Source organism: Nostoc sp. ChiSLP03a, assembly GCF_034531215.2.
In the GTDB taxonomy this organism is placed as follows: Bacteria; Cyanobacteriota; Cyanobacteriia; order Cyanobacteriales; family Nostocaceae; genus Nostoc.
This window is the reverse complement of the sequence record NZ_JAVRBQ020000045.1, coordinates 1-15,288: the sequence shown is the minus strand read 5'-3', so window position 1 is coordinate 15,288 and position 15,288 is coordinate 1. Positions and strand designations below refer to the sequence as shown.

9 protein-coding genes and 2 pseudogenes are annotated in these 15,288 nt (G+C 40.9%); 7 read left to right on the top strand and 4 right to left on the bottom strand.

Features of this window, described 5'->3' with window-relative positions:
- Positions 1-209, top strand: a pseudogene (locus RMY32_RS07865) (transposase); the annotation flags it as partial.
- A 217-nt stretch (positions 210-426) separates the two neighbouring features.
- Here RMY32_RS07865 and RMY32_RS07860 read toward each other — a convergent pair.
- Positions 427-1,677, bottom strand: a complete 1,251-nt coding sequence (locus tag RMY32_RS07860; protein ID WP_322714741.1) for a hypothetical protein — start codon at positions 1,675-1,677, stop codon at positions 427-429.
- An 884-nt stretch (positions 1,678-2,561) separates the two neighbouring features.
- A pseudogene (locus tag RMY32_RS07855) lies at positions 2,562-3,425 on the bottom strand (sensor histidine kinase); the annotation flags it as partial.
- Between the two features lie 2,091 nt (positions 3,426-5,516).
- On the opposite strand from RMY32_RS07855, the gene RMY32_RS07850 reads away from it, so the two are divergent.
- The 4 genes from RMY32_RS07850 to RMY32_RS07835 all read left to right on the top strand — a co-directional run bounded on the left by RMY32_RS07850 (position 5,517) and on the right by RMY32_RS07835 (position 11,375).
- The gene (locus RMY32_RS07850) at positions 5,517-7,637 is read left to right on the top strand and encodes a pentapeptide repeat-containing protein (RefSeq protein WP_322714740.1); all 2,121 of its coding nucleotides are present in this window, start codon (positions 5,517-5,519) and stop codon (positions 7,635-7,637) included.
- Positions 7,638-7,871: 234 nt separating this feature from the next.
- Complete coding sequence (gene crtD, locus RMY32_RS07845) at positions 7,872-9,380, top strand: C-3',4' desaturase CrtD (RefSeq protein ID WP_322714739.1); 1,509 nt, start codon at positions 7,872-7,874, stop codon at positions 9,378-9,380.
- Between the two features lie 122 nt (positions 9,381-9,502).
- Complete coding sequence (locus tag RMY32_RS07840) at positions 9,503-10,609, top strand: saccharopine dehydrogenase family protein (RefSeq protein WP_322714738.1); 1,107 nt, start codon at positions 9,503-9,505, stop codon at positions 10,607-10,609.
- A 376-nt stretch (positions 10,610-10,985) separates the two neighbouring features.
- Complete coding sequence (locus RMY32_RS07835; protein ID WP_322714737.1) at positions 10,986-11,375, top strand: hypothetical protein; 390 nt, start codon at positions 10,986-10,988, stop codon at positions 11,373-11,375.
- 47 nt (positions 11,376-11,422) lie between these two features.
- Here RMY32_RS07835 and RMY32_RS07830 read toward each other — a convergent pair whose 3' ends face one another.
- The gene (locus RMY32_RS07830; RefSeq protein ID WP_322714736.1) at positions 11,423-12,721 is read right to left on the bottom strand and encodes a sodium:proton antiporter; all 1,299 of its coding nucleotides are present in this window, start codon (positions 12,719-12,721) and stop codon (positions 11,423-11,425) included.
- 575 nt (positions 12,722-13,296) lie between these two features.
- On the opposite strand from RMY32_RS07830, the gene RMY32_RS07825 reads away from it, so the two are divergent.
- Together RMY32_RS07825 and RMY32_RS07820 are read left to right on the top strand one after the other, a co-directional pair.
- Positions 13,297-13,566, top strand: coding sequence for a hypothetical protein (locus RMY32_RS07825; RefSeq protein WP_069069307.1), 270 nt, complete (start codon positions 13,297-13,299; stop codon positions 13,564-13,566).
- A 531-nt stretch (positions 13,567-14,097) separates the two neighbouring features.
- Positions 14,098-14,469: a hypothetical protein gene (locus RMY32_RS07820; RefSeq protein WP_322698346.1), complete on the top strand. Its 372-nt coding sequence runs from the start codon at positions 14,098-14,100 to the stop codon at positions 14,467-14,469.
- A 181-nt stretch (positions 14,470-14,650) separates the two neighbouring features.
- On the opposite strand, the gene RMY32_RS07815 is transcribed toward RMY32_RS07820, so the two are convergent.
- Entirely contained in the window at positions 14,651-15,049 is a 399-nt protein-coding gene (locus RMY32_RS07815; protein ID WP_322714735.1) for a nuclear transport factor 2 family protein, read from the bottom strand.
- Positions 15,050-15,288 lie beyond the last annotated feature (239 nt).

The following is a 15,288-nucleotide window of genomic DNA, read 5'->3' as shown; positions in this document are numbered from 1 at the left end:
CGTTGCCATGGCAACGACCAATAATTCAATTAACTCCTGGACGGGTGGCACAAGCGATGCCTGGGATTTTGCTTCACGTTTCTACTCCCGCCAGAGCGCCAAAACCACGAGGTAAATCTCCTGGTTGGAAGACTGGTGAACGACGTCAACGTAGAATTCGCTATCCTATTGTTAAAAAGCGTACTTTAGCCTCACCTAAAACAGCATAGAAATCTGCTTGATTTCTTACCTTTGACATTTTTGGCATTGGTTAAACTCAACTCAGCATCCCTGAGTCATTTTCTGCTTCTTAGTCTAAAGTACAGTCTACTGCTTGACGCAAAAACTCAAGCACTTAGCAGCGCTCCTCTCAAGGCCGCTTTAAAACTTTGACCACAAAACTTCCCATGTTTAGATTAGATTACAGATTTTTACGCGTGTCTTGGCTCAATACCAAATATAAGTATCGATACTGGCTAGACCCCCATCATTGAAGACGTTGACTAAATCATCTTTCCCATCTGCGTTAAAATCGCCAACTAGCCATTTTTGAGTATCCCAAAAACCGCCTTGGCCAGTTGCCCATCGCTGGATATTAGGAAAGTTTAGAGTACCACTGATAAAGTACTGCCCCAAACTGCCGTAATCCGTGTAGCCAGTTGCAAGAGGATCTTCTTTTCCTATACCATCAATTTTGAGGTAATAATTTCCAGCAACGACATTTGTTGTAATATTTGCAGATAGTAAATCTGTTGGATTGGACGATGCAATTAAGGTACCAGCAGAATTGTATAGCTCTGCCAAAATGTCTAAGTTTGGCCCTTGACTAAAAGGATTCACTGTCAAGCTAATCAGACCAGAACCTGTGACAAAACTATAAAAATCTAGGTCTGTATTGCGCTCAATGATGCCACTACCACTGACAGACGTACTAGAAATGGTTAGTGGCTTTGCTGTCGCAATTGTATCACCACAATCATCGGCTCGGTAGGTGAACCCATTTTGGGTCGTAATAATTTGCAAATCATCTTCAGTATTGTTAGCAGAAGCATACTCACCTTTACTCCACTGGGTTAGCTCCTGGTAATACCCCGGTACTCCCATGATCGGTGCCCAGCCAGTCTCTCCACTACCATGTCCTTCGTAGTATTCTTCAGCGGGGGTTATTCGTCCATCATGCTGGAGTCCCAGCGTATGTCCTACTTCATGAGAGATAGCATCAGCCGTATACTTCTCATCACCGAACGTATTTTCAATAAAAACAAAGGCAGGAGTATCACTATTCCAGTTGAAAGAACCAAGTTTGGCGACTCCTTCGGCTCCTTTACCATACCAATCGTAACTGCTACCGCCGATCGCAACACGCACCCCCCAGCGAGTATCATTACTGCCGCTCTTAATCAGATCGTTAATATCTGCTGGAGCCTGCGTTGTGACATTAACATTAAACGGGCTGAAATCCTCAGCGACGCGCTGCCAGATATACTGAATTCTTTCAAGTTCAACCGAGCTAAAGGATGCTGTATTGCCGTCGAAGTCGAAGGCAGGGGTGATAATGTTAGCCGGACGTTCACTTGTGTTCCAGGAAGTACCAGAGGTGATATTGCCGTCGAAATCTAAATAAATTGTCTGATTAGCTTCTAATAAGCTGTTGAAGAAGAAAGTTTTAGACAGGTCTAAAGAAGCTGATACTGACATATAATTTCATCATTAAAGGAAACCTCTATTAATTTCTCTGTATCAAGCAAATAACTTTACGTACTTTGTTATGCAATCTTTACAAAAAGTTATAAAGCGATGTCTACGACGGGCTACGCCTACGCAATCCGCGTAAGTACATCCACTCTTCTTGCTAACGATAAGTACGATTGAATTGGGTGCAACTCGATCCAATTCTTTGAGCGTCAAACGTATAATCTGTGCATTGTCACTCAATGTACAGCAGTTTTCTTTTGCATGAGGTACAAATTCACTGGTTTTGAGGCAGGAGGCAGAAGGCAGGAGGCAGGAGGGAGAAGAATAATTTGATTTGCGAATCCTTGGTTCTGTACCTCATTTAGTTGCAAAGTGCTGTATCTAATTGGTAAGTAGAGATGTAGATAGTAGTCTTTGTATACTATATAAAGGGATAAAGACAGCGATCGCCTGGTGTGGATGTAAGCAATGCAACGCTTGATAGTAAAGTCATTGTAAAAGCAAGCTAGAACGATTTACCAGCCTTGGAGAAATTGCAGGGAAAGAAGTTTTGAGTGAGTTGTTTACTTTGTATTCAGAACCAGTGAGTGATTCGGCTGAATTCGGTCAAAACATGAAGTTGGCAAGTAAAACTTGATAGCGCATACTTTGCTTCGCCTAGAAAAGCATATCTTTAATTTAACTCTCCCGTAAGTTGTGAAATTTAATGTGACTTTTTTAATTACAAATTACAAATTTAATACCTTTTTTAATTACAAATTACAAATTTAATACCTTTGCCAATTTACGTTTATCTTTTTTTGCACTCTTAACGCCTGATCGGGTCATTGATGAAGTCGATTTAGTAGAAGAGATAATGACTAAAGAATTTCAGAGTCTCGACCAAGTTAATTCTGAGTCTGAGTCAGAATTGGTAAGGTAATGACAAATTCAGTTCCCTCACCAAGTGTAGAATTAACAACCAGTAAACCGTTATGTTTTTCTACCACAATAGAGTGAGCGATCGCCAGTCCTAAACCCGTACCTTTACCAACTCCTTTTGTAGTAAAGAAATGGTCAAATATTTTTTCTTTAACTCCTTCACTTATTCCGTTGCCATTATCAGCAATTGATATTTTTACATTCTCATCTACCACTGAGGTTGTAATTATAATCTGGTTGGGATTATCCTTAATTTCTCTAAAAGTCCGCCCAGAATTTACTTCTTCTAATGCGTCAATAGCATTTGCTAGAATATTCATAAATACCTGATTTAATTGTCCAGAAAAACACTCTAATTCAGGTAAATTACCATACTTAGTAATCACTTCAATGGCTGGACGTTGTTCATTTGCTTTCAGGCGATGTTTGAGAATCAAAATTGTGCTATCAATGCCTTTATGGATATTACAAGGTACTTTATAATCTTTATCTGCACGGGAGAAAGTGCGGAGACTGGTGCTGACATTTTTCAGGCGATCGCAGGCCATAACCATTTCATCAATCATTTTGGGTAAGTCTTCTAAGCTATAATCCAAGTCAATTTCTTCGGCGTGGTCTTTAATGTCATCATCTGGTTTGATTAAACTTTCTTGATAAAGTTTCAAGTGTTCAATAATATCAGCAATTGTGGATTTAGTTTGTTGGAGAGTAGCAGAAATAAAGCCCAAAGGATTATTCATCTCGTGAGCAACTCCAGCAACTAAATTACCCAATGCTGACATTTTTTCTGCCTGCACGAGTTGCGTTTGGGCTTGTTGCAAATCCAGCAGTGTGCGTTCGACCTGTTCTCGGGCTTCAGTAATGGCGGCAATTTGGGGCAGACTAGTCCAACAGGCGATCGCTACTCCCGCGAAGGCAACCGTCATTAACAAAATGCTAAACAACGCCACATGTTGCCCCACACCCACCCGATCTAAACCCGCCCTCACCCACCAGCCAATACTCACCGCACTGCACACTAAGCCGATTAAGATCATCACCTGAAATGCCAACCAATCTGTTTTGCTGGTATGGGGTTGCTGGTGATACCGTTGCATCCACCCATCGGCATGGAACAGGGAGACGTTCAAGCGCGGTAATTGAGTGCCTGCTATGCTCACCAGCCCAGGCAGGAGCAATCCAATGGCTAAGTCCTGCCAGCCCCATGCCAATCCGCCCACTACCAAAACAATCGCTTCAATGCCAAAGAAACCCAGCGACCACCAGGGCCATCGGGTTGCTGGTCGCCGCCGACTGACCCACTCACCTAAGTGAATTGCCATCATCGAAGTCAGATAGCCGGTGCCCGTCACCATCACAACCCGTTCCACATCGCCCCACCCCAAGCAAATTAGACTCAGCCCCAGGATAAAAATTAAACTGGGTTCAAACACTCCCCGGGGAGACAACACGGCAAATACGGGCGGTAAGTAGCCATCTTTGGCTAACTGATACAAGATCCGGGGACAGTTAGAAACAGCAGTCGCAGAGCTAAGGAGACACCCTGATGTAATTAGAAAGGTGACAAGAGCGGGGGCGAATGCGCCCCAGAAGGGTTGGGCTGCTGCCACTAGATTGAGATAGGCGCCATCACCTAATCCGGGCGCTGTGGCTAACCGCATTAAAACCCATGATCCACCAAGATAGACGATCGGAATCAATCCAGCAGTCACCTGCAAACACCGTAGGGTAAAGCTGGGTTGGAGGCTATCTGCCACAAATGAAGATGTCGTCTCGCAACCATAAACTGCATAGACGGCGATAAAGAACCATTTCATCCAATCAATCAGGGAAATGCTGCCTGCTCCCAGATCGGGCAGCACCCCAGGGCTAGTAGGGGCAAAACTCAACGAACCAATGCCTTGAATACAAAAGGTAAGAAGAAACCCGATCGCCGGAAATACAAAGAAAGAGTGCAAAATGCCTAGCGTGCGAGTTCCGCTAAAGGCAACGATAAAGGGCAGAACTGTAAACCCGATTCTGAGTAGAGTCTCTGGACAGGTAATGCCCAGTGGAGTCAGATTCGTTTTGATTAAATCGGTCAGAATAATCGCATCCATAGGCGGAACAGAGACCCAGCCGAGCAGGTAGCCAATCGCCCCATAGCGAGCCAAGTTTGGGAATCGGTGGAGCAAGCGGGTCATATAGTTTGGGGTGCCTCCAGCGACCTCTAGGAAATATGTTCCTAACCGCTTAACTTGGAGGTTGAGCAGTATGCCAATGATGGTTCCAGGCAACCACACGCAGAGCGCCTGCGGGCCTAGTGCAGCATGTATAGCAGGAGCCGTCCCTAACCATAAAAGCAAACCGCTAAAACCAAACCCCCAAGTTTCTTGTGAAGTGAGACTTCGGCGCAGGGGAGGCATTGAATTCGCTTGCTCATTCATAATTAGCACAGAAAAATAGGGAAAATAAGGACGTAAGCTCAGTCTTCCCTAAAATCCACCGATTGCTTCATCTGCGATCGCAATAAATACCGCAATTAGTGAGTAATGTTGCAAAGTAGACCGCTCCCGTCATGAGTTAGACCGCTCCCGAAGTTACGGGAGCTACTCCCATAACTTCGGGAGCAGCTCCCGTAAGTTGTGGAACCGCTACAGTTGCAATATTGATAACTACAGCTTAAGTATAGTGACACCAACTTCAATATTGCTGATGATACTCTAAGCATTCAAAGGTAAGGGCGCACAGTCATGCTTTTATACCGCGTATTACATCCAAAATTTTTGTATTTTCCTTATTGTGCCAAAATCCGAAATATTGCATAGCAAACTTGTATAAAATTTCAGTGATACCACTTCTCTAAAATCTGTCACTAAATTCAAACCCCCAAACCCAGATTTCATCTGACTTTCTTAATTACGAATTACGAATTAGTGATTATGCCGCCAGACTACTCCGGTAAAAATCTTCGAGGTCGTTCTTTTATAGGTCAAAACCTGACAGGAGTCAACTTTAGCAAGGCAGATATTCGAGGAGCAAACTTTACCAATGCTATCCTCAAAGATGCAGTCTTCACAGATGCTAAAGCTGGGCTACAGATACATTGGGTAATTAGATTGCTAATAATCTTACTTCTATTATCAGTATTATCAGGATTTGCTTCAGAGTACGTTATATACGGACTGTATTGCTTAATTGACCCTAACCAAACTTATACAAGAACGGCTAGTATCGCTACTTTAGTAGTACTTGTATTTTTCTTTTCTTTGACTATTTATAAAGGTTTAGATATATCTCTAAACATATCAATCTTTGTTAGTGCGATCGCTAGTTCTGTTGTCACCGCTACTATTAGCACCATTGTACATCTTCATGGTAAGAATATGAGCAATGGTGTTTCATTTGCTGGTGCTGTTGCTGCTGCTATTGTTGATGCTGGCGTTATTGATGGCGCTATCATTATTTTTGGTATGAATCAAGTTAATATTTATAATTTCGTTAGAATTGCTTTTATTGTCGGTTTTGCTGCTTTCTGTAGTTCCAATGTTGTAAGTGAAACAAGAGATAAAATTGATATTTTGTCTTTTCGTACCGTAACTGGTATAGTGATCGCCTTTATTATGTCATTAAGTATTTATATTGCATGGAATGCAATGAAAGGAGATGAAAGATATGACTTGATTCGTAAAATAGCAATAGCTTTTGCAGCTACAGGTGGAACCAGTTTTCGTAATGCCGATTTAACAAACGCTAATTTGACTGGCGCAACTCTCAAAAACACAGATTTCAGAGAAGCAAACCTGACAGGTACTTGTTTCTATAAAGCAAAAAAACTTGACTTAGCCAGACTTGACAAGACTATATTAACTAATCCAGATGTTCTCAACTTACTTGTCACTTGTGATGGTAGAGGAAAATCTTATTCTGGTGCTAACCTTAAAGGTGCTAATCTTAAAAATGCTAATTTAAAAGAAGCAAATCTAAAAGGCGCTGATATCGGTCAAGCCATGTTACAAGGAGCTTGTTTAGAGTGGGCAAACTTAACTCTTGCTCAAGCTGTTAGCACTAATTTTACCAACGCTAAAATGACTGGTGCTTGTATTGAAGCGTGGAATATTGAAAGTACAACTAAGTTAGATAATGTAGATTGTCGTTTTATATATCTTCTTGAAAACCCAAAGCCAGAAACAGATGACTACGAACGCCGTCCTAGCAATGGCAACTTTCAAACAGGAGAATTTACTAAACTCTTTGAAGAGGTTTTGAATACTGTTGATTTAATTTTCCGCAATGGCATAGACTGGAAAGCTTTTGTTAACGCCTTCCAAACAGTGCAAAACCAAAATGCAGATACAGAATTAGCTCTACAGAGTATTGAAAATAAAGGTGATGGCGTAGTAGTAGTTAAAGTTGGTGTACCTGATGGTGCTGATAAAGAAAAGATTCATAGTGATTTTACACAAAGTTATCAACTGGCATTGCAAGCTGTAGAAGAAAAATATAAAGCAGTACTACAAGCTAAAGATGAACAAATAGTTATCTATCGCCAACAAAGTGGAGAGATGGCAGAGATTGTAAAATTATTAGCCAATAAGCCGATTAATGTTCAAGTTGACAATAAAGTAGAAAATAAAAATATGACTAACAGCAATGATGCCAGTCGCAAAATTGAAATTGGTAGTGTTGGCAGAGATTTTAATGCCAGTGGTCAAGCTTTGAATTTGGGTGACATCAGCGGTACGGTAACAAATACCATCAATGAATTAGCAGCGTCTCCCGAACCTGATAAACCGGGAATTAAGGAATTGTTGACGCAATTGCAAGCAGCAATTGAGGCTGATACAAACTTAGCTCAAGAAGATAAAGTTGAGGCATTAGAACAGGTGAAAGCCTTAGCTGAAGCTGGGAAAAATCCTCAAGAGGGGGCGATGCAAAAGGCGGCGAAAACGGCTATAAAGATTTTAAAAGGAACAATTTCTAGTTTACCCAGTGCCACAAAGTTGGTTGAACAATGTAGCAATCTATTGCCGTTGATTTCAAATTTTTTGGGTTTAGGTTGATCCACTCGTGATTCAAATCGCAGGATAATATAGCGCTTCTTTGACCTCTCTCCAAACCTCTCTCCTAAGAAGAGAGAGGCTTTGAATCTTACTCCCCAACGCTAGTAGGGAAGGGGTTGGGGGTTAGGTCTCTATTGAACTCGACTGATAAATCGCACCCTTCGACCCTATTGAAGTCAGAGATTAAGGTAAAATTATAAGTAAAAGTATTAAGAATTTTAAAGAAGCTAATCAATGTCCAGCATTTCTCTTGACAAAAGTAACTCTCATGTCGCCGTTATTGGTGCAGGAATAGGTGGACTGACTGCTGGGGCATTATTAGCTCATAGAGGTTACAGTGTCTTAATTTTGGATCAAGCCCTCGTACCAGGAGGCTGTGCTTCGACCTTTAAACGCCAAGGATTTACCTTTGATGTGGGCGCAACTCAGGTGGCGGGATTGGAACCAGGGGGAATTCACCACCGGATTTTCTCAGAATTGTCAATAGATTTGCCACAAGCAACGCCTTGCGACCCTGCTTGTGCAGTGTATTTACCTGGGGAAACCACACCTATCAACGTTTGGCGCGACCAAGAGAAATGGCAAGAGGAACGACAAAAACAGTTTCCTGGTAGCGAACCATTTTGGCAGTTGATGGCAACTTTATTTGCTGCTAGTTGGGAATTTCAAGGACGCGACCCGGTACTACCACCGCGTAATTTATGGGATTTGTGGCAGCTAATTCAGGCGGTGCGTCCGAGTACATTAATTACCGTACCCTTCACATTATTTACGGTAGGAGATGCTTTACGGTTATGTGGATTAGGAAATGACCGACGGCTGAGAACTTTTTTGGATTTGCAACTGAAGCTATACTCTCAGGTGGATGCAGAAGAAACAGCATTACTTTACGCCGCCACAGCGTTGAGTGTATCCCAACTGCCCCAAGGATTGTTTCACCTCCAGGGAAGTATGCAAGTATTAAGCGATCGCTTGGTACAATCCTTAGAGAGAGACGGCGGCAAACTATTGATGCGCCACACTGTAAAAGAAATCAAAGTAGAAAACGGCAAAGCTACTGCTGTTGTGATTAGAAATCAGAAAACTGGCGAAGTTTGGACAGAAGCAGCCGACCACATAGTTAGCAACGTCACCGTGCAAAACTTGGTACAGTTATTGGGAGAACAAGCGCCATCTGGATATAAAAATCGGGTGGAAAAATTGCCCCAAGCATCGGGTGCTTTTGTGCTGTATTTGGGTGTAGATGCCAGCGCGATTCCACCTGGATGTCCTCCCCATCTCCAATTTCTGTATGATGTCAATGGCCCCATTGGCGAGAATAATTCCCTGTTTGTTTCCGTCAGTCATCCTGGAGATGGTCGCGCACTGGAGGGGAAAGCGACAATTATCGCTTCTTCCTTTGTCGATCCCGCACAGTGGTGGCAAACTGATGATTATGAAGGACTAAAACAAAAGTTTACCCAAGAAGCGATCGCTCGTCTTGCCCAATACTTCTATCTCAAACCAGAAACTATTATTCATCAAGAAGCGGCAACACCGCGCACTTTTTCCCATTTCACAGCCCGTGATCGCGGTATAGTTGGTGGCATCGGTCAAAGGATTTCCACCTTTGGCCCCTTTGGGTTCGCCAATCGGACACCAATCGAGAATTTGTGGTTAGTTGGTGACTCCACCCATCCCGGCGAAGGTACTGCTGGAGTAAGTTATTCAGCGCTAACAGTAGTTAGGCAAATTGAGGCGTAAAGAAGGCAGATTTAACTATAATTGAAAACTCTGCCTTGATTGAAAGGTAAGTCATACTTATAACCGATGGCAAACACGACACAAAACTGGTCAAATTAAGTTAGTGTTGCGAATCTGGAGTAATGACAGACAGAGTTTTAATTATTGGTGGACGAGGGCGGATTGGTAGCAGTGTTGCTCAGGATCTCGCTACTCATACGCAGGCTCAAATTACGATTACTGGACGTTCTGCGGAGTTTGGGAAGGCTGTAAGCTTGTCTTCAGGAGGACAAGTGCAGTTTTTGGTATTGGACTTGGCAGAAGTTGACAAATTGCGAGATGCGATCGCAAACTCTAATTTAGTCATCCATTGTGCCGGGCCATTTCACTATCGAGATACTAATGTTCTCGAAAACTGTATTGCTGAAGGCGTTAATTATCTAGATGTTAGCGACCATCGGTCTTATACTAGCAAAGCTTTGAATTATCATGAAAAAGCTGCTGCTGCTGGCGTGACAGCAATTATTAATACTGGCATTTTTCCTGGTATTTCTAACAGTATGGTACGTCAGGGAATTGAACAATTTGAGCTACCAGAAAAGATCCATTTAAGTTATTTAGTTTCTGGTTCTGGTGGTGCTGGCATTACAGTGATGCGGACAACCTTTCTTGGGTTGCAGTATCCTTTTGAGACTTGGATAAATGGAAAATGGGAAATAGTCAAGCCTTATAGTGAAAGAGAAGTAGTTGAGTTTCCACCTCCATATGGACGCACTGGAGTTTACTGGTTTGATATGCCAGAAACCTTTACACTGCCCCATGCATTCCCATCAGTGAAAACTGTAATTACTAAGTTTGGTTCCGTTCCAGATTTTTATAATCATCTAACTTGGATTGCGGCACACGTTTTTCCCAAGTGGTTAATGCAGCGTCGTTACATGATTGAATTTCTGTCTCATGTCAGCCACTCAATGACAGATGTCACTAACAATTTTAGTGGAATTGGAGTAGCAGTTCGTTCTGAGGTTACAGGGCAGAAAAATGGTGAAACAGCCGTTTATTGCTCAACTGTAGTGCATGAAAATACAGCTGTGGCTTCTGGTTGTGGCACAGGTACTATTGCCCAATTATTGCTAGAAGGTAAACTCAAAATACCTGGAGTTTTTCCTGTAGAAGAAGCATTACCAACAAATTTATTTGAAGAGGTAATGCAAAGCCGAGGAATAAAAATTAATCACAGCTGGTCATAAGTAGTCTATCAGATAAGAAAGTAAAATCTCAGTCTACTTGAGCTATTATTCCAGAATTAGAGTTTTGGGCGGTAGTTAGTAAGCACGAAAATATTGGATTATAGAGATTCTCATTTTAAACAGGTACACGGGTAAGATTACACAATTTTGTGCTACTACTAAATCATTTGTGAACCACGCACGAGATCCTCGACTTTTCTAAGAAGTCGAGGATTTTAGTCTTGTGAATCAGATTACTATCAAAACTACAAATTAATATACCTTGAGGTAGAAGAAAGAACTGTACCTAAACACTTAGGATTCCTGTGAGCCTAAGATATTTAATCTATCTTCTACCTCAAAAGGCTTATAACAAAAAGATTAGGAGATTTTTTTCATGCAAAAAATTCTATTAAGTTTAAAACAAGCATTACGTTCAAGCTTTTTGGTTATTAGCTTGATGGTTTTTATCAGCTTGTCAGGTTCTTTCATTTTTGTTCAGCAAACTAGTCATGCAACTACTCTTGAAGAATTAAAACTAATACCTCCAGAGTATGAACCAAATTCTGAAGAAAAAATTAATCGTGCTAACGAATACGATCCAGGTGTTGGCATTCAAGAAGAAGACAGACAAACAGCTTATGAGCAAGCAAAAAAAGATTCAAAAAACCTCAATACTATAGAGAAGACTTACGAAAGAAATTTAAAGGCTGAACAAAAACAAAATCCCCCAGAAAGTTTTGGTGAAAAAGCGAAAGAAGTTATTGAAAAAGTAACAGGTAAATAAGGAACTGTAGCGACTTTCAAGACAGTCGCTACATCCAAGAAATCTTTTTACTCAAATTCATCTATTGTGGTGGGAGCAGTCTTTTTCTTGTTGTCAGCAAAATTGTGTTCATACCACTTCATTAATGGAGTTGCACTAATGCCATGCACAATTACCGAGGCTACAATAGTAGTGTAAGTTATCCAAGCAATTTGTTCGGCTGCCTCACCTTTCAAACCATGACCAAAGGCATAGGCTAGATAATATAAAGAACCAACTCCGCGAATCCCAAACCATCCAAATAACAACCGAGTTCCTGGGTGGAAGGTTCGGCGGCGTGAATCTAGAGGACGTTTGCCTATTGTGCTAATCCAAACTCCTAAAGGTCTGACGAGCAAGAATAACAAAACTATTACTAACACAGATTGCATAGCATAATTAAGTATTGGTTTCAATAATAATATTGAACCCAATAGTAAAATTGTCCCAACTTCCAGTAGTTTTTCGATTTGCTCAACAAATTCTAATTGTTCTATCGGTTTTTCAGAATTTCTGTAACTGCGTTGGACAACTAAGCCAGCAACAAATACCGCCAAAAAGCCATAGCCATTAACCATTTCTGTTAATGAATAAGTTAATAGAATTGTGCTGACAGCAATAAAATCTTCCATTAACTCATCGGCAGCACGGCGTTTTTGAACTTTTTTTTCAATCCAAACTATAGATTTGGCAACAACAATTCCCATAATAATGCCAGATGCGATCGCCCAGATTAAATCAACTGTAATCCACTGTTTAAACCAGTTACCCCAGTTGTCATCTTTTAAGGCATGAAGACCAAAATAAACAAAGGGAAAAGCTAAAGCATCATTTAACCCACCTTCAGAGGTTAAACCAAATCTCAACTCATCTTGGTCATTTATACTGGTCAATTGTACTTCTGATGCTAATACTGGGTCTGTAGGTGCGAGAATTGCTCCTAATAAAATTGCTTCTCCCCAATTCATTCCTAAAAACAATTTACCCACAACAGCCAGAGCAAAAATTGAAATTGGCATCAGAAATACAATCAATCGCACTGTAATATCCCAAACCCCCAACTTTAGAGGCCGAACAATTCTTAAGCCGCAGCTAAACACAGAAATAATTACGACAAGTTCTGTTATTCTCTCCAGCAGTTCGGTATTAAAAACGTCATCTCGGCGTAATTGAATCAGTCCTAAGCCATAAGGGCCGAGAAAAATACCAACCACTAGGTAGATGATGGCAAAAGAAAGGGGTAAGCGAGTAATCCAACCCGACCCTAAAGTTACCATCATTAAAAGCAGACCAATTACAAATAGGTCAATAATATAGATATCTACCATATAGCGATTTACATAAATATAAGGTGTTGCTTTGTAAGCTTAGTTGCAATACCTTTGTATTAGAATTTATCTATAGGCAGATTTTCTAGGATTAAAAATTTAGAGACATCATTAAATTGCAGAAGAAAGGAATAGATAAATTTGGCGCTGGCTTTGCTCATCGTAGAAATCGTACTTTGATTATTTGTCAGAAATCCTTTAACTAATCGTATGTAGCACGGGAATATAGCTAAGACACACCTATACGCTTTTAGAAATGGTTTATAAGCTAAATGACATCTAATCCAAAATTTATATCACTCTTGTGGCATAAGCCGAAAAGCCTACGCTAATTATGCAAGTTAAATGTGGAACAGCTTAATTGTGTCCGGTTAAAGGGATTTTTGGGCTTTCTGCTCTGCATAGATTAGGGAATATAGCCAATTAGACGGAAATGATATATTTCTTACTTTCTGACTTGGACATCGCCAATTTAGTACAAATATACTATAATAGGTATAGCGTCCACAAAGCCTAGCCAAATGCATAATGGCTCTGTGAAAACCTTCTGGAAGATGGATTCAAGGGTTAGTTCGATGATGAAGCATTATATTCTCAACCTCAATCCGACTGCCAAGCATGAATGGGATCGGTGTATTTTACGTGACCCGCTGACTGCCAAACGCCCAGACATTGCTAAACTCATAGCCGAAGCAGTTGGTGCTGATACAGGTAGTTATTTGGTCAGCGTTAATATTGAAGTTCAAGTTTTGCAGCAAGCGGCAGTACCTCAAGCCGAACAACTCTCGCTTTCATTTCCAGAGGTGAGTGTGCCGTCACAACCACAACTGCGGGAAGCAGCTTGAGCTAAAGTGGAGAATTATAGCAGAAAATAATTAGCCTGCTTATGCAGGCTAACTTTATTAGCCGCAGACTTCAGTCTGGCGGCTAAATAAGTCATGGGTATATGGGCGGACTTAATCTTAAAAGACAAAATTAATAGTGTTATTCAAAAGACATCTCCAGAAATTAATGACAATCGACATTCATTTTACTCCTTTGTCTAAAGCTAATTTCAAAAACTTAAAAATTTAGCTCATACAGAGTGCAGATAAAGATGAATGAGGTTTAATTTTAAAAGTTTTTGAGAGTTTATTTCAGCGAAAGAAAATTTAGGAAAAAATTGTAATAAATTAGTAGAAAATAATTGGTATACCTGCACTTCAGACATCGCTTTTTCTCCCCTAATTCAATAGATTTGGACTATAATATATATATAGCTTCCACCAAGCTGAGTTAAGTGTAAAACTGCTCTGTGATAGCCTTTTGGTAAATGGATTCAAGGGTTGGTCTTATACTTAAACACTACATTATTGACCTGAGAGGAAAATTATTAAATGATGCAACTGAGTCATTATCCAGGTGCGATCGCACAAGCTGCCCAACGGGCTAATGAAATAGATTCTCAGTTGATGGCAGTGCAGCATCAAGTTAACCGATTTGAAGGCAATGCAGACCGCACTGCCGCCTTTGAGATGGATTTGAAGAATGATGCTCAACGCAAGGCTCGCCGCTTTGAGGTGTTGCTTGTGAATCAGGAATATCAGAAAGCAATAGACACCCAAATTCGATTAACTGTCGATAAAGCAAATGCCATCGCCCATTTGGAATATCTGCGTAACCAGTTTAGTGTAGCTAAGTTGGAAGCAAGATTAGCGATCGCTCAACAACTCTCTGATTTTGAGTCTCGTGAATTAGTTGGTTTATAATTCAACTCCTGATCTTTACGCATATCTGTCAAATCTCTTGCTTGCTAACTATCCTGCCTCGGAATCAGCTCCGAAGCTAAGTCAACCCCTGCGGGTAAGTCAAAAGTCAAAATTGAAGACCCCACGGATAAATCCGGGGTCTTATATACTTTTTTTCTTTGGTCAAAGTATTAAGTTTTAGTTATGTATACAGGGGTGTTGTATCAGTATAGAGTCTAACCGAAGTTACTAAGCCTGTTTCGTGGCGATCGGTGATAGCTACCGCCCTAACTGTTATGACTTTTTGATCGTTGCGTTTGTAATGATTTAAGGCTTCAAGGACAAAAGACGATTCGGTGCCGTAAATATTCAGTAAGTCGTGAGTCAAGGTATCGAAGGTAATCCAGTATTCAGAAAGACTTTGTAAAATGGCAGCTTTACCCTGGATAGGAGGATTATTGTTAGATTGCATGACACAATCATCTGCCAGAAATGTACCGTAAACTTCTATATTTTTAGTATCAATAGCCTGCAAGTAGGTGAGATACCACTCGTAGGTCTTGGGTGAAAGCTGGTTAATTGTAAGCCTATCAGTTTTCATGAGTCACTTATCCTTGACACCTAACGAATTAATCGGATTATCTCACGAGCGACTCATAACACTTAAACTTTGGAATCTAGATTACATATTCATAAAGTTCTTATACCAATTTTTTATAAAGCTGCATAGAATTCGATCCCCCCTAGCCCCCCTTATAAAGGGGGGAACCAGAAAAACATATCAAAGTCCCCCTTTTTAAGGGGGATTTAGGGGGATCTAGATATGTGTAACTTCACATT